We start from the raw sequence: 15133 nt of genomic DNA on the forward strand, positions 1-15133 counted from the left end.
ATGAATATCGACACCTTGCTGATCGACCTGCCCGCCGGCAAGCACCCCTGGCGCTTGCCGGTCTTTACCGACCTTGGCCTGCATCAACAGGCCCCGGCCCGTTTGCTGGCAGTGCTCGAACGCCAGCGTCCGGCGGTGGTAATGATGAGCGCCGAACAACTGGAGCGTCTGCTGGACTTTCCCGCCCTGGCCCTGAGTGATCTGAGCCATCTGCAACAACTGTTGTTCATCAGCCTCCGACCGGGCGACTGGCAGTTGGCGGAACGGGCAGCGGCGCAGCTCGATTGCCACGTAGAGGGTTTTACCGATGACGGGCGCGACCTGGTCAGCGTCAAGCGTGAGCACCAGCGCTGGTGCCAGCGGGCACTGGAACATCCCCAGGTGAATGCGGTGGCGCTGCACGGCACGACGCTGTTCGCGGTGCCCCAGCCGTGCGAACCGGCGACAGTGGACGATCAGTTGGACGCGACCGCAGCCGCCGTCGATCAGCAGTTCAGCGTCACGCAACTGACCGACGCCGTACAGTTGAACCAGCGCTTGAGCTACGCCGCCTTGCTGTCGATGCTCAATGGCCTGGAGCAGTGCGGCCTGCTGCCCGCACCGCTCAACGATGTGGCGCACAGCCTCGCCAATGCCGGCATCGCCCCCGGCCACCGCCCGCTCATCGCACGCTGGCTCGACGTGCTCCAAGCCGAGGATTTGCTGCGCCGCCAAGGCGACCACCTGCATCCCAACCTCGACGCCAGCACCTGGAGCGACGCCAGCCTGGAGGGCATCTGGGCACAGTTGAGCCTGGACTGGGCGCGCAACACCGGCGGCAGCGCCACCCTCGATTACGCGCGCGACAACGCTCGCCAGTTGCCGGCGTTGATGCGCGGTGAGTGCGCAGCGGTGCACCTGCTGTTTCCCGAAGGCCGCACCGAACGTGCGGCAGCGTTGTACCGCGAAAGCCTGGCGGCGCAGTACCAGCATCGCGCCGTGGCTCACTGGATTGGCGCCTGGGCTGCGCGCCAGAGCGGCACCGAGCCCTTGCGGGTGCTGGAAGTCGGTGCCGGCACCGGTTCCACCACCCAGGCCGTAGTGCCGGCCCTGGCCAAGGTCACGGTGGACTATCTGTGCACCGACGTGTCGCGCTACTTCAGCGAGCAAGCCGCCGAGCGTCTGCACGCTTGGCCGTGGGTGCGCCACGGGGTGTTTGATATCGACCGCCCCGCCCCTGCCCAAGGCTATCGCACCCAGAGTTGGGACCTGATCGTCGCCGGGGGCGTGCTGAATGCCGCCCGCGACACCGAGCGCTCCCTGGCCACCCTGCTCGCCTTGCTCAAACCCGGCGGCTGGCTGGTGTTCAGCGAGCCGACCCAGGAGGAGTTCTGGGTGATGGCCTCCCAGGCTTTCATGCTCAACCAGGCCAGCGATGAGCGCGCGCTGAGCAGCAGTACCTTCCTGGACCTCAACCAATGGCAAACCGCCCTGGCCCGCGCCGGGTTCCAGGGCAATCGCAGCCTGCCCGCCGCCGACCACCCGCTGGCGCCGCTCGGCCATCGTGTATTCGTCGCCCAAGTGCCCTGCCAACGCTTGAGCCGCGCCGCGCTGGCCGCGCACCTGGAACACCCAGACCTGCACCTGGAACTGCTCGACCGTTTGCCCGACCTGCCTACCGCCAAGGACTTGCCATGACCCCGCTGGCCTACCCTTTCAATGCCTTCACCGACCTGGAGCTCGCCGAGCCTTACCGCCATGCCCAGCAAGCACCGGGCCTGCTGCGTATCCAGATGCCCATCGGCGCGCCCGCCTGGCTCGCCACCCGCTATGACGATGTGCGCCTGGTGCTGGGCGACCGGCGCTTCAGCCGCAGCGAAGCATTTCGCCGCGACGATGCCCCGCGAGCATTCCCGCGAATTGCCGGCGGCATCGTGATGATGGACCCGCCGCAACTCACTCGGATCCGCTCCCGCGCCGCCCAGGCGTTTACCCGGCGGCGCGTCGAAGCACTGCGCCCCCATGCCCGGGCCTACGCCCATGAGTTGATCGACCGTATGCTCGCCGCCGGCCCGCCCGCCGACTTGGTTAGCGACTATGCCTTACCGTTGCCCCTGGCGTTGATTTGCGAGCTGCTGGGCGTACCGCTGCAAGACCGTGAACGCTTTAAGGTATGGAACGACTCATTGCTGTCGACCCGCGCCGAAGACGCCGCGTTGACCCAACAGCACTTGGGTGAACTGGCCGAGTACATCAAGGGCCTGGTCGCCGAGCGGCGCCGTCAGCCTCAGGACGATTTCATGACCGCCCTGGCCCAGGCCGATGACCAAGGCGAGCGCCTGAGCGAAGACCAACTGCTGCTGTTGTGCATCGCCATCCTCGTCGCCGGCTACGAAGGCAGTGCTTCGCAGATCCCCAATTTCATTCTGGTGTTGCTGGACAACCCCGAACAGTGGCAACAACTCAAGGCCCATCCCGAGCAGATTCCCCAGGCGGTGGAAGAGCTGCTGCGCTATATCCCGCTGGCGTCAGCGGCGATGTTTGTGCATTACGCCCTCGAAGATATCCAGGTGGGTGAAACCCTGGTTCGCCAGGGCGAAGCCGTTTTCGCGTCCATCGGTGCGGCCAACCATGACCCGGCGCGCTTTGCCGACCCGCACACCCTCAACCTGCAACGCGATGCCGGCGGCCATTTCGGCTTCGGCCACGGCCTGCATCACTGCATCGGCTCGGCGCTGGCGCGGGTGGAGTTGCAAGAGGCGTTGCAAGCCTTGGTAGAACGCCTGCCCAACCTGCAACGCTGCGGGCAGGTGCAGTGGAAAACGGCGACGTTCTTTCGCGGTGCCCACTGCCTGCCGGTGACCTGGTCATGAGCCGCGCTCGTCCACGCGTGATCGTCGCCGGCACCGCGTTCGGCCGCATCTACCTGCAAGCCTTGGCTCGTGCCCATGAGCGCTATGAATTGGTCGGTATCCTGTCGCGTGGCAATGCCTATTCGAAGGCCTGCGCCGATCACTTCGGGGTGGCGCTGTACGAGGCCGTCGAGCAGGTGCCCGATAGCGTCGACATTGCCTGCGTGGTGGTGCGTTCCGGCGCCACCGGTGGCGTGGGCAGCGAACTGGCCCAGCAGTTCTTGCGCCGTGGCATTCACGTATTGCAGGAACACCCGGTGCATCACCGCGAAATCGCCGCGTGCATGCAGGCGGCGCGTCAGGGCCAGGCGGCCTATGCGGTCAATACGCTGTACCCGAATATCCTTGCGATCCGGCGTTTTCTGGCGGTAGCCGCGTACCTGCGTGAGCAACAAGGGCTGGCCTATATCGACGCGGCCTGTAACAGCCAGGTGGCCTACCCGTTGCTGGATATTCTCGGGCGCCTGGCCGGTGGTTTGCGGCCCTGGGTATTTGCGGCGCCGGCCGCCAGTGTCGGTGCGCAGCCCTTCACGCGGTTGAACGCCAGCTTCAATGGCGTGCCGATCAGCCTGCGCGTGCAAAACCAGGTACATCCCCAGGACCCGGATAACCACTCGTTCCTGCTGCATCGCCTTGAAGTCGGCTGTGAAGGCGGGGTGCTGAGCCTGTGCGACACCCACGGCCCGGTGCTGTGGAACCCACGCCTGCACGCACCACGGGACGACACCGACCGCCTGATCATGGCAGGCAAAGGCAGTGAACGATTGGCCGGGCCGAGCATGGTGGTGCTCGACCCGCACATACCCGCCAGCTATCACCAGGTGTTCAACCAGCTCTGGCCCGATGCGGTCAGCCTCGCCCTGGATGCGCTGTGCGCCGACATCGCCGAACCGGCGCAGCGCCTGCGCAGCGGCATGTGGGCCACCGAGGTGTCGATGGCCTGGCGTGAAATGAACAGCCTGATCGGCATGCCGGAACTGATTGAACCGCCGATTCCCCGTGCGCTGCCGATGACCGAACTGCATCGCTGCGCCGACGCCGTACAGCCGCCTGGCGCTGACCCCAGCGCGCAACTCGTGGGAGCCCTGCCCTTTTGAACACTGCCCAATCCCGTTCGTCCTGCAGCCATGTGCTGCTGTGGGTTCGCGACCTGCACCAGGCGGTGGCGAACTTTCGCGCCGCCGGTTTCGAGGTCATCTACGCCACCGCCGAGGCCCGCGCGCAACATGCGCATATCTGGTTCAGCCGCGGGCCGATCATCGAGCTGCTCACCACCCCGCGTCATGCCTGGTTGTTCAAGTGGCCCATCGACTGCCTGGCCGGGCGTGGCGCCGGGCGGCGCATGTTGCGCTGGGCTGCCCAGGGTGAGGGGTTTTGCGACCTCGCGCTGCTCTGCGATGACCTGGCCCTGGCACCCCGTCTGACAAACCTGGCGGCCGGCGGCGTGGCCATGGGCCGTGTGGTGAAGTGGCAACGCACCTGTGCGGACGGCAGCCAGACGCGCTTTCGGTTTGTTTACCCACGGCATGAGCGCCTGCCGTTTCTGGTCACGCCCTATTCACCCTCCCAGCACCCGCAGCGACTGATCCATCCCAACGGCGCCACGGGGCTGGCGGCCATTCACCTGGGCGTAAGCCCCGCCGATCACAGCGCCCTCAACCTGCTCGCGGGCGATGACCCGATGTTGCACCTGCAACCCGCCGAATTTACCGGCGTACAGGCGGTGCAAGTCGCCGGCCTGGCGCAACCATTGACGTTACACGGCGCGCAATTGCTGAGCTGCCCGACTGCACATGGAGATAGCCATGCTTGATGGATTCACAGACTGGCCCGAAAATTTTATCCGCCGCTACCGCGAGCAAGGCTACTGGCAAGGCGTGCCACTGGGCCAACTGCTGCGTGAGCAAGCCCAGCGTACGCCGCAGCAAGAGGCGCTGGTGGACGGCAACCGACGCTGGAGCTACGCCGAGCTGGACCAACACGCCGACCGCCTGGCCGCCGGCCTCGCCGCGCGCGGGCTGGTCGCCGGCCAGCGAGTGCTGGTGCAACTGCCCAATATCGCCGAGTTTTTCAGCCTGACCTTCGCTCTGTTGCGCCTGGGAGCGATCCCGGTGTTTGCGTTGCCGGCCCACCGCGAACATGAATTGGCCCACTTGGCGCACCTTAGCCAAGCGGTGGCCTATGTGATTATCGACCAGCACTTGGGCTTCGATTATCGGCCCCTGGCGCGCACGTTGCGTAGCCAGGTGTCGAGCCTGCAACAGGTGTGGGTGGTAGGCGCGGCCGAGGAATTCGTGGCCCTGGCCGACTGCGTCGCCACCCCCCACCCGTTCCCTGCGCCGGACGCTCGCGATGTGGCGGTGCTATTGCTGTCCGGCGGCACCACTGGCCTGCCCAAGCTGATCCCGCGCACCCATGACGACTATGCGTGCAATGCCCGGCTGGCGGCGCAAGCCTGCGGTTTCGACCGCCACACCCGTTACCTGGCGGCGCTGCCGGTGGCACATAACTTCCCGCTGGCCTCGCCGGGGGCACTCGGGGTGTTCAGTGTCGGCGCCACCCTGGTACTGGCGCCGGAACCAAGCCCCGACACCGCCTTCGAACTGATCGAGCGCGAACGCATTACCCACACGGCGTTGATTCCGCCATTGGTGTTGCTGTGGCTGGAAGTGGCGCAATGGTCCGACAACGACCTCAGCAGCTTGCAATGGCTGCAAGTCGGTGGCGCACGCCTCAAGGCCGAGATCGCCGCACGCATCCGCCCCACCCTGGGCTGTGGCCTGCAACAGGTGTACGGCATGGCCGAAGGATTGCTGTGTTTTACCAGGCTGGATGACCCGCAGGCGCTGGTCTTCGACACCCAGGGCCTGCCGCTGACCGGCGCAGACGAGATCCGTATCGTCGATGCCGACGATGTGCCGGTGGCTCCCGGCGCCGTCGGTGAATTGCTGGTGCGCGGGCCCTACACCATTCGCGGTTACTACAACGCTCGCGAGCACAACCAGCGCGCCTTTACCGCCGATGGCTTTTATCGCAGCGGCGACCTGGTACGGCGCCTGCCCGAAGGGCATTTGATCGTCGAGGGGCGCAGCAAGGATGTGATCAACCGGGGCGGCGAAAAGATTCCGGTGGAAGAGATCGAGAACCTGCTGCTCGGCCATCCGCTGATCCGCGATGTGGCGTTGGTGGCGCTGGCCGACGAGTTGCTGGGTGAGCGCAGTTGCGCCTGCGTACTGGCCCACGGCGCGCCATTGGACCTGGCGTCGATCAACGCCTGGCTGCGCGAGCGTGGGCTGGCGGCCTACAAGTTGCCAGACCGCTTGCAAGTGCTGCGCGAGTTTCCGCTGACGCGCCTGGGCAAGGTCAACCGCAAGGCCCTGGCGGAACAGGTGCTGGCCTTATGAGCCCGTGGCTACGTGTATTGCGTGAGGGGCAACAGCCCCGCGCACGCCTGGTGTGCCTGCCCCACGCCGGTGGCAGCGCGAGCTTTTTTCGGCCGTGGCTGGCGCATTTGCCGGGTGACATTGACCTGTTGGCAGTGCAGTACCCCGGGCGCGAAGAGCGCTTCAACGAAGCGCATATCCCATGCCTGGCGACCCTCGCCGAGCACATCAGCCAGGCGTTGCTGACCTTGCCTGCGCGGCCCCTGTGGCTGTTCGGCCACAGCATGGGCGCGGCGCTTGCCTATGCCGTGGGCGCACTGCTGGAGGCCGACGGTGTCGGCCCTGACCACGTGTTTGTTTCGGCCCACGCACCGCCGCACCGGCAACCGTCCAGCGACCTGCATCGCCAGGACGACAGCGCGTTGATTGCCGACATCCTGCGCCAGGACGCCCAGGCCGCAGACCTGTGGGCCAACCCGCAGTTACGCACGCTGTTTCTGCCGGCGTTGCGCAGCGACTACCAGGCCATCGAAACCTGGCGCCCCGCGAACCTGCAGCCGTTAATGGCACCGCTGGACGTGCTGCTGGCCCGCGATGACGCCGAAGTCAGCCTGGAGCAGGCTCGCGCCTGGGCCGACCTGAGCCGCCATACCCCGGACATCCGCCTGTTCGACGGCGACCACTTTTACCTCAAACATCAGCCGCGACCGGTGATCGACCACCTGTTGCAGCGCACCGCCTACCTTCAGGGAGACGCACGATGAAAACCCCGGAACACTGCACTGGCCTTCACGACATTCGCCATGCCATCGACAGCCTCGACAAGCAGATCATCGACGCCCTCGGCCTGCGCATGCAATACGTCAAGGCCGCCTCCGCATTCAAACCCGACCAGGCCAGCATTGCCGCACCCGATCGCGTTGCGGCGATGTTGCCCCAGCGCCGGCAGTGGGCGCAGGAGGTCGGGCTGGATGGCGAGTTTGTCGAGGGCCTGTTCAACCAGATCATCCACTGGTACATCGCCGAGCAGACGGCCTTCTGGCTACAGAAAAAGAGCCAGTGCGTATGAACGCGGCCGATTTGCTCAAGACCTTCCAGGCCGCGCACCAACGGGCGGTGGCGTACCAGCGCCCCGTTATTGCCGTCAGCGCCTACCCCGCGCCGACGCTGGCGCCCCTGGTAGTGTACAAGGCCCATCGCCAGGGTTTCTTCTGGTGTGCGCACTCGCCGGACTTAAGTTTGTTCGGCCTCGGCTGCACCTGGCAGATCGAAGCCTCGGGGCCCCAGCGCATGGCCGAAGTGGATCGCCAATGGTTCGCACTGTGCGCCGATGCGCTGGTGGACGGCCCGCATCCGCCCTTGCTGCTGGGCGGTATGCGCTTTGATGAGCAGCAGCCCTGCGCATCCCATTGGGCGCCGTTTGCCGATGCCAGTTTCCACCTTGCCCACTGGTTGCTCAGCGAGGACAGCCACGGGCGCTGGCTGCGCTGCCAGCGTGTGGTCGAGCCCGGCAGCGATCCTGCGACCTTGGTGCAAGCAAGCCTGGCCGCCCTTGAACAACTGCTCAACCCAGCCACCCACGTTGCCCCCGCCCCCCATGTAGTGGAACGCGTCGCACTGCCGCGGGATCAATGGCAGGCCAAGGTCGACACCGCCTTGAACGTCATCGCCCGGGGTGACTTGAGCAAGGTGGTGCTGGCGCGGCATATCGACCACCACCTGGACGCCGCGCTCGACACTGGCGCGGTGATGGGCCGCCTGCACGCTCGGCGTAACGCCTCGCACTTGTTCGCGATTCACCGGGGCGAACACTGCTTCATGGGCGCCACACCCGAGCGGTTGCTCAGTTGCGAGGCGGGCCGTCTCACCACCCACGCCCTGGCAGGCAGCACCCGTCGTGGGTTAAAGCCCAATGAAGATCAGGCGCTGGGGGAACGTTTATTGGCCGATCCGAAAGAGCAGCACGAGCATCGACTGGTGGTACAGACCATTACCCAAGCCTTGGGTGACAAGGTCAGCGACCTGCACGCCGCGCCACACCCCAACTTGCTGAAACTTGCCACCGTGCAGCATTTGAGCACGCCCATCACCGCGAGGCTCAACACCGGCAAGCGCCTGCTGGACGGTATCCAAGCCTTGCACCCTACCCCCGCGGTCGGCGGCCTACCGCGCACGCCTGCGCTGGATTTTATCCGTGAACACGAAGGCTTTGATCGCGGCTGGTATGCCGCGCCAGTGGGCTGGCTGGACGCCGAGGGCAATGGCGATTTTCTCGTGGCCCTGCGCTCGGCGCTGATCACCCCCAGGCACTGCCATGCGTTTGCTGGCTGCGGGATTGTCGAGGGCTCGCTGCCAGCCAATGAGTACGAAGAAACCCAGATCAAGCTGGCAAGCATGCAACAGGCGCTGCAACTGGCATGCCCTGCTGATACTGACGTGGCGTACAGCCAAACTCGCGGCGAAACACCGTATGCAAGTACTGCGCAGAGGTGAAGCCGCAGCGGGCGGCGATGTCGGCGATGGCCAGGTCCTGGTTCTCCAGGCCCTTGGCGGCGGCCGCGAGTTTGAAGCGCAGGATTTCGTCATGCACGCTGCACCCGCGCACCTTGCGAAAGTGCGCCTCCAATGACGAGCGTGAGACCCCGACATAGGCGGCGACCTGGTCGGTCTTGATCCCCTGGCACGCGTACTGGCGGATAAACAGCAATGCCTGCATCACATAAGGGTTGCCCAAGGGCTGATGCAGGCTGGAGGCTTGCACGTTGATCGCATCCGGCGGTACCAGCACCTGCGTGCCGGTGCAGGGCTTGCCGTGCAGCATCTGATGCAGCAAGGCCGCGGCAGTACGGCCCATGGTCTCGGTGCCCTGGATCACCGAACTCAGCGGCACCCGCGTCAGGGTGCGAGTCAGCGGGTCGTTGTCGATACCAATCAACGCCACCTCCTCCGGCACCGCAATGCCCGCCGTCAGGCAAGCTTGCAACAACTGCCGGGCGCGAGCATCGGTGACCGCGATAATACCGATGGGCTTGGGCAGGCTGTGCAGCCAGGCAATCTGCTGCTCCACCGCGCTGTCCCACAACGGCGCACTGGTGCCCAGGCCACGATAGATCTCCACCGGCAAGCCATCGCGTTGCACCAAGCCGCGAAAGGCTTTCTCACGCTCCTGCGCCCAACGATTGGCCTGGGCTTCGGGCAGGCTGAAACAGGCAAAGCGCGTCAGCCCGGCCTCGATCAAGTGTTCGTAGGCCAGCTTCATCAAGGCGTGGTTATCGGTCGCGACATAGGGAATGCCCTTGGGGTACGCGCTGACATCCTCGTAAGATCCCCCCACCGCCACCACCGGTATCCGACTCCCGGCCAGCGCCTCGCCGATCAACGGGTCATCGAAGTCGGCAATGATGCCGTCTCCCTGCCAACGCTCGATACCGCGCAGACGGCAGAGAAAATCCTCTTCCAGGAACAAGTCCCAGGACGCGCGGGTGCTGCTCAGGTAATTGCCGATACCGGTGATGATGCCGCGGTCGTAGATTTTGCTGCCGTTGAAGAGCAAAGCGATGCGGTGCACGGGCGGTAGGGTTTTCATTGTTTTTGTCCTTGGGGCCGGTAGGTGCAGACTAGACCTCGCTGTGCAAAATCGCACTACACCTTGGTGATTTTCATAATCAGCGGCCAGGGCGCCGTTGCTAGTATCCAGACACCGCCCAGAACAATAAGGAAACCGCCATGCCGTACTTCCCCGGTGTCGAGAAGGTTCGCTTCGAAGGCCCTGCCAGCGCATCCCCCCTCGCCTTTCGCCATTACGACGCCAACAAGCTGATCCTCGGCAAACCCATGCGTGAGCACCTGCGCATGGCCGCTTGTTACTGGCATACCTTTGTGTGGCCGGGAGCGGATATGTTTGGCATGGGTACGTTCAAACGCCCATGGCAGCGCAATGGCGATCCGATGGAGGTGGCAATCGGCAAAGCGGAGGCGGCCTTTGAGTTTTTCTCCAAATTGGGCATCGACTACTACAGCTTTCACGACACCGACGTAGCGCCGGAAGGCAGCTCGCTCAAGGAGTACCGCAACCATTTCGCACAGATGGTCGATCACCTGGAGCGCCATCAGGAACAGACCGGCATCAAGCTGCTGTGGGGCACCGCCAATTGCTTCAGCAACCCGCGCTTTGCCGCCGGGGCCGCGAGTAATCCCGACCCGGAAGTGTTCGCCTTCGCCGCCGCGCAGGTGTTCAGTGCGATGAATGCCACGCTGCGTCTCAAGGGCGCCAACTATGTGTTGTGGGGCGGCCGTGAAGGTTATGAAACCCTGCTCAACACCGACCTCAAGCGTGAGCGTGAGCAGCTCGGCCGGTTTATGCGCATGGTGGTGGAGCACAAGCACAAGATCGGCTTTACGGGTGACCTGTTGATCGAGCCAAAACCCCAGGAGCCTACCAAGCACCAGTACGACTACGACAGTGCCACGGTGTTCGGCTTCCTGCATGAATACGGCCTGGAGAACGAAATCAAGGTGAACATCGAGGCCAACCACGCGACGTTGGCCGGGCACAGTTTTCATCATGAAATTGCCACGGCCGTGTCACTGGGGATATTCGGCAGCATCGACGCCAACCGCGGCGACCCGCAGAACGGCTGGGACACCGACCAGTTCCCCAACAGCGTCGAAGAAATGACCCTGGCCACCTATGAAATCCTCAAGGCCGGAGGCTTCAAGAACGGTGGCTACAATTTCGATTCCAAGGTGCGCCGCCAGAGCCTGGACGAGGTGGACCTGTTCCACGGGCATGTGGCAGCCATGGATGTGCTGGCGCTGGCCCTGGAACGTGCGGCGGCGATGGTGCAGAACGACACGTTGCAGCAATTCAAGGACCAGCGTTACGCCGGGTGGGAGCAGCCATTGGGCCAGGCGGTGCTGGCAGGTCAGTTCAGCCTGGAATCATTGGCTGAACATGCGTTTGCCCACGAACTGAATCCGCAGGCCGTGAGTGGTCGACAGGAGATGCTTGAGGGGGTTGTGAATCGGTTTATCTACACCTGAGTGTCCTGTGGCGAGGGAGCAAGCTTTCTCGCCACAATGAGAGTCTTCACCTAGTGTCTTTCCAACAACAATAAAAGGACGCACCACCATGAAGTCATTCAAACGCACCCTGCTCGCCACTGCCCTGGCCCTGCTCGCCTTGCCGGTGATGGCCGATCCGGCCCATCCGAAAATCGGTTTTTCCATCGATGACTTGCGCCTGGAGCGCTGGTCCCGCGACCGCGATTACTTCGTCGCCGCCGCGGAAAAACTTGATGCCAAGGTCTTCGTGCAGTCCGCTGATGCCAACGAGCAAAAGCAAATCTCGCAAATCGAAAACCTGATCTCCCGTGGCGTCGATGTGATCGTGATCGTGCCGTTCAACGCCACGGTGCTGACCAACGCCGTAGCCGAAGCCAAGAAGGCCGGGATCAAAGTGGTGTCTTACGACCGCCTGATCCTCAACGCAGACATCGACGCGTACATCTCGTTTGATAACGAAAAAGTCGGTGAGATGCAGGCCAACGGCGTGCTGCAAGCGGCGCCCAAGGGCAATTACTTCCTGCTCGGCGGCGCACCGACGGACAACAACGCCAAGGTGCTGCGCGAAGGCCAGATGAAGGTGCTGCAACCGGCTATCGACAAGGGCGACATCAAGATTGTCGGCCAGCAGTGGGTCAAGGAGTGGAACCCTACCGAAGCCTTGAGCATTGTCGAAAACGCCCTGACCCGTAATGACAACAAGATCGATGCCATCGTTGCCTCCAACGACGCCACCGCCGGCGGCGCGATCCAGGCCCTGGCCGCACAGAAGCTGGCGGGCAAGGTGCCGATCTCCGGCCAGGACGCTGACCTCGCGGCGATCAAGCGCGTGATCGACGGCACCCAGACCATGACCGTCTACAAGCCGCTCAAGCTGATCGCCACCGAAGCCGCCAAACTCTCGGTGCAACTGGCGCGCAGCGAAAAGCCGACCTACAGCTCGCAGTACGACAACGGCAGCAAGAAAGTCGACACCATCCTGCTCACCCCAACGCCGCTGACCAAAGCCAATATCGACGTACTGGAGAAGGAGGGGTTCTACACCAAAGAGCAGATCGGCGGGCAATGACCGCCATGGCCGCCGACTATCTGCTGCAAATGAACGGCATCGTCAAAAGCTTTGGCGGTATCAACGCCCTCAATGGCATCGATATCAAGGTACGCCCGGGAGAATGCGTCGGGCTGTGCGGTGAGAACGGTGCCGGTAAATCCACCTTGATGAAGGTGCTGTCGGCGGTCTACCCCTACGGCACCTGGGAGGGCGAAATCCTCTGGGACGGGCAACCGCTCAAGGCCCAGTCCATTCGCGAAACCGAGGCCGCCGGCATCGTCATCATTCACCAGGAGCTGACCCTGGTGCCCGACCTGTCGGTAGCCGAAAACATCTTCATGGGCCACGAGCTGACCCTGCCCGGCGGGCGCATGAACTACCCGGCGATGCTGCAACGGGCCGAAGCCTTGATGCGCGACCTCAAGGTGCCGGACATGAACGTGGCGCTGCCAGTGTCGCAGTACGGCGGCGGCTACCAGCAACTGGTGGAAATCGCCAAGGCCCTCAACAAGCAAGCGCGCCTGTTGATCCTTGACGAGCCGTCCTCAGCCCTGACCCGCTCGGAAATCGAAGTGCTGCTGGACATCATCCAGGGCCTCAAGGCCAAGGGCGTGGCCTGCGTGTATATCTCGCACAAGCTCGATGAAGTGGCGGCGGTGTGCGACACCATCGCAGTGATCCGCGACGGCAAGCACATCGCGACCACCGCCATGGCGGACATGGACATTGCACAGATCATCACCCAAATGGTCGGCCGCGAAATGAGCAACCTCTACCCCACCGAGCCACATGCAGTGGGCGAGGTGATTTTTGAAGCGCGCAACGTCACCTGCTACGACGTCGACAACCCCAAGCGCAAGCGCGTCGACGATATTTCGTTTGTGCTCAAGCGCGGCGAAATCCTCGGCATTGCAGGGCTCGTGGGCGCCGGGCGCACCGAACTGGTGTCGGCGCTGTTCGGCGCCTACCCCGGACGCTACAGCGCGCAGGTGTGGCTGGACGGCCAAATCGTCGATACGCGCACACCGCTCAAATCGATCCGCGCAGGGTTGTGCATGGTGCCCGAAGACCGCAAGCGCCAAGGCATCATTCCCGACCTGGGCGTCGGCCATAACATCACCCTGGCTGTGCTCGACACCTATGCGCACCTGAGCCGCATCGACGCTGAGGCCGAACTGGGCAGCATCGACCAGCAAATCGCACGTATGCACCTCAAGACCGCCAGCCCGTTGCTGCCGATCACCAGCCTGTCCGGCGGCAATCAGCAAAAGGCCGTGCTCGCGAAAATGCTGATGGCCAAGCCCAAGGTGCTGATCCTCGACGAACCCACACGTGGGGTGGATGTGGGCGCCAAGTATGAGATCTACAAACTGATGGGCGCGCTGGCGGCCGAAGGTGTGTCGATCATCATGGTTTCCTCGGAGCTGGCCGAAGTGCTCGGCGTATCCAACCGCGTGCTGGTAATCGGCGACGGCCAACTGCGCGGTGACTTCATCAACGAGGGGCTTACCCAGGAACAGGTGCTCGCCGCTGCGCTCAGCCAACACCCTAATAATCGGAAGACCGCGTAGATGAATCAGGTCAAACAGCTTTTCACCCGCTACAAAATGCTCGCCCTGGTGATCGCCGTGGCGTTCATCTGGCTGTTTTTCAGTTGGCAGACCGAGGGCGGCTTCGTCACGCCGCGCAACTTGTCCAACCTGCTGCGGCAGATGTCGATCACCGGCATATTGGCGTGCGGTATGGTGCTGGTGATTATCAGCGGCGAGATCGATTTGTCGGTAGGTTCGTTGCTCGGACTGTTGGGCGGGCTGGCGGCGATTCTGGACGTGGTCTATCACGTACCGCTGCTGGCCAACCTCAGCCTGGTGGCGCTGTGCGGGTTGATGATCGGCCTGGCCAACGGTTACATGACCGCCTATCTGCGCATCCCCTCGTTTATCGTCGGCCTGGGCGGGATGCTGGCGTTTCGCGGGATTTTGCTGGGGATTACCGGCGGCACCACCATTGCACCGGTGTCGCCGTCGCTGGTGTATGTGGGCCAGGGGTATTTGCCCCACACCGTCGGTATCGGGCTCGGGGTGTTGCTGTTTGCCCTGACGGTATTCCTCACCTGGAAACAACGGCGCAACCGCGCGCTGCATGGTTTGGCCGCGCACTCGCCGGTGCGTGATGGATTGCGCGTGGTGCTGATCGGTGCGGTGCTCGCCGGGTTTGTCACCACGCTGAACCGCTACGACGGCATTCCGGTACCGGTGCTGTTGTTACTGGTGCTGCTCGGCGTTTTCAGCTACGTCACTCGCCAGACCGTGTTCGGCCGCCGCGTCTATGCGGTGGGCAGCAATATGGAAGCCACGCGCCTGTCGGGCATCAATGTGCAAGCGGTGAAACTGTGGATCTTCGGCATCATGGGCGTGATGTGCGCCCTCGCCGGTCTGGTCAACACCGCCCGCCTCGCCGCCGGGTCACCGTCGGCGGGCAACATGGGCGAACTCGACGCCATCGCCGCATGTTTTATTGGCGGCACCTCGATGCGCGGTGGCTCGGGCACGGTGTATGGCGCGTTGCTCGGAGCATTGGTGATTACCAGCCTGGATAACGGCATGTCGATGCTCGACGTGGACAGTTACTGGCAGATGATCGTCAAGGGCAGCATTTTGGTAGTGGCGGTGTGGGTGGATGTGAGTACGCGGGCAGGACGGCGCTGATTCGCCAGTCCCTCAAAACGGCGGCGTGGCGCACAT

Annotated in this window: 13 protein-coding genes; 12 read left to right on the forward strand and 1 reads right to left on the reverse strand. The window is 63.8% G+C overall.

Annotated elements, in window-relative coordinates:
* The 8 genes from E3O56_RS20585 to E3O56_RS20620 are packed head-to-tail and all read left to right on the forward strand — an operon-like array spanning window position 1 to window position 8767.
* Window positions 1-1677 carry a class I SAM-dependent methyltransferase gene (locus E3O56_RS20585; RefSeq protein WP_248128915.1) on the forward strand — a complete coding sequence of 559 codons (1677 nt, stop codon included), beginning with the start codon at window positions 1-3 and terminating at the stop codon, window positions 1675-1677.
* The gene (locus E3O56_RS20590; protein ID WP_248128916.1) at window positions 1674-2852 is read left to right on the forward strand and encodes a cytochrome P450; all 1179 of its coding nucleotides are present in this window, start codon (window positions 1674-1676) and stop codon (window positions 2850-2852) included. Before E3O56_RS20585 ends, E3O56_RS20590 begins: the two co-directional genes overlap by 4 nt.
* Window positions 2849-3988: a Gfo/Idh/MocA family oxidoreductase gene (locus tag E3O56_RS20595; protein ID WP_248128917.1), complete on the forward strand. Its 1140-nt coding sequence runs from the start codon at window positions 2849-2851 to the stop codon at window positions 3986-3988. Before E3O56_RS20590 ends, E3O56_RS20595 begins: the two co-directional genes overlap by 4 nt.
* Window positions 3985-4704 carry a VOC family protein gene (locus tag E3O56_RS20600; RefSeq protein ID WP_248089609.1) on the forward strand — a complete coding sequence of 240 codons (720 nt, stop codon included), beginning with the start codon at window positions 3985-3987 and terminating at the stop codon, window positions 4702-4704. Before E3O56_RS20595 ends, E3O56_RS20600 begins: the two co-directional genes overlap by 4 nt.
* On the forward strand, window positions 4697-6295 hold the full coding sequence (locus E3O56_RS20605) for an AMP-binding protein (protein ID WP_248128918.1): 1599 nt from the start codon (window positions 4697-4699) through the stop codon (window positions 6293-6295). The genes E3O56_RS20600 and E3O56_RS20605 overlap by 8 nt, the downstream gene beginning before the upstream one ends.
* Window positions 6292-7038, forward strand: coding sequence for an alpha/beta fold hydrolase (locus E3O56_RS20610; protein ID WP_248128919.1), 747 nt, complete (start codon window positions 6292-6294; stop codon window positions 7036-7038). The genes E3O56_RS20605 and E3O56_RS20610 overlap by 4 nt, the downstream gene beginning before the upstream one ends.
* The gene (locus E3O56_RS20615; protein WP_005787433.1) at window positions 7035-7343 is read left to right on the forward strand and encodes an isochorismate lyase; all 309 of its coding nucleotides are present in this window, start codon (window positions 7035-7037) and stop codon (window positions 7341-7343) included. The genes E3O56_RS20610 and E3O56_RS20615 overlap by 4 nt, the downstream gene beginning before the upstream one ends.
* On the forward strand, window positions 7340-8767 hold the full coding sequence (locus E3O56_RS20620) for an isochorismate synthase (protein ID WP_103735305.1): 1428 nt from the start codon (window positions 7340-7342) through the stop codon (window positions 8765-8767). The genes E3O56_RS20615 and E3O56_RS20620 overlap by 4 nt, the downstream gene beginning before the upstream one ends.
* Here E3O56_RS20620 and E3O56_RS20625 read toward each other — a convergent pair.
* A complete protein-coding gene (locus E3O56_RS20625) occupies window positions 8655-9860 on the reverse strand; it encodes a XylR family transcriptional regulator (protein WP_081883272.1) in 1206 nt (401 codons plus the stop codon). The genes E3O56_RS20620 and E3O56_RS20625 overlap by 113 nt on opposite strands.
* Window positions 9861-10000: 140 nt before the next feature.
* Here E3O56_RS20625 and xylA point away from each other — a divergent pair, with 140 nt between their 5' ends.
* The 4 genes from xylA (at window position 10001) to E3O56_RS20645 (ending at window position 15097) form a co-directional block, all read left to right on the forward strand.
* Window positions 10001-11317 carry a xylose isomerase gene (gene xylA, locus E3O56_RS20630; RefSeq protein WP_032876547.1) on the forward strand — a complete coding sequence of 439 codons (1317 nt, stop codon included), beginning with the start codon at window positions 10001-10003 and terminating at the stop codon, window positions 11315-11317.
* A gap of 88 nt (window positions 11318-11405) precedes the next feature.
* Window positions 11406-12407, forward strand: coding sequence for a D-xylose ABC transporter substrate-binding protein (xylF, locus tag E3O56_RS20635; RefSeq protein WP_248128920.1), 1002 nt, complete (start codon window positions 11406-11408; stop codon window positions 12405-12407).
* Window positions 12404-13960 carry a D-xylose ABC transporter ATP-binding protein gene (gene xylG, locus E3O56_RS20640; RefSeq protein ID WP_248128921.1) on the forward strand — a complete coding sequence of 519 codons (1557 nt, stop codon included), beginning with the start codon at window positions 12404-12406 and terminating at the stop codon, window positions 13958-13960. The genes xylF and xylG overlap by 4 nt, the downstream gene beginning before the upstream one ends.
* On the forward strand, window positions 13961-15097 hold the full coding sequence (locus tag E3O56_RS20645; protein WP_032876554.1) for a sugar ABC transporter permease: 1137 nt from the start codon (window positions 13961-13963) through the stop codon (window positions 15095-15097). It begins immediately after the preceding gene.
* The last annotated feature ends 36 nt before the right edge of the window (window positions 15098-15133 follow it).

Origin of the sequence: Pseudomonas sp. W2Aug9, from assembly GCF_023127755.1 — a bacterium.
Classification (GTDB): Bacteria; Pseudomonadota; Gammaproteobacteria; order Pseudomonadales; family Pseudomonadaceae; genus Aquipseudomonas; species Aquipseudomonas synxantha_A.

Bases quoted from the DNA above. Each gene is read 5' to 3' on its own strand.
- E3O56_RS20585 (WP_248128915.1), top strand. From the start codon at position 1: ATGAATATCGACACCTTGCTGATCGACCTGCCCGCCGGCAAGCACCCC.
- E3O56_RS20590 (WP_248128916.1), top strand. From the start codon at position 1,674: ATGACCCCGCTGGCCTACCCTTTCAATGCCTTCACCGACCTGGAGCTC.
- E3O56_RS20595 (WP_248128917.1), top strand. From the start codon at position 2,849: ATGAGCCGCGCTCGTCCACGCGTGATCGTCGCCGGCACCGCGTTCGGC.
- E3O56_RS20605 (WP_248128918.1), top strand. From the start codon at position 4,697: ATGCTTGATGGATTCACAGACTGGCCCGAAAATTTTATCCGCCGCTAC.
- E3O56_RS20610 (WP_248128919.1), top strand. From the start codon at position 6,292: ATGAGCCCGTGGCTACGTGTATTGCGTGAGGGGCAACAGCCCCGCGCA.
- E3O56_RS20615 (WP_005787433.1), top strand. From the start codon at position 7,035: ATGAAAACCCCGGAACACTGCACTGGCCTTCACGACATTCGCCATGCC.
- E3O56_RS20620 (WP_103735305.1), top strand. From the start codon at position 7,340: ATGAACGCGGCCGATTTGCTCAAGACCTTCCAGGCCGCGCACCAACGG.
- E3O56_RS20625 (WP_081883272.1), bottom strand. From the start codon at position 9,860: ATGAAAACCCTACCGCCCGTGCACCGCATCGCTTTGCTCTTCAACGGC.
- xylA (WP_032876547.1), top strand. From the start codon at position 10,001: ATGCCGTACTTCCCCGGTGTCGAGAAGGTTCGCTTCGAAGGCCCTGCC.
- xylF (WP_248128920.1), top strand. From the start codon at position 11,406: ATGAAGTCATTCAAACGCACCCTGCTCGCCACTGCCCTGGCCCTGCTC.
- xylG (WP_248128921.1), top strand. From the start codon at position 12,404: ATGACCGCCATGGCCGCCGACTATCTGCTGCAAATGAACGGCATCGTC.
- E3O56_RS20645 (WP_032876554.1), top strand. From the start codon at position 13,961: ATGAATCAGGTCAAACAGCTTTTCACCCGCTACAAAATGCTCGCCCTG.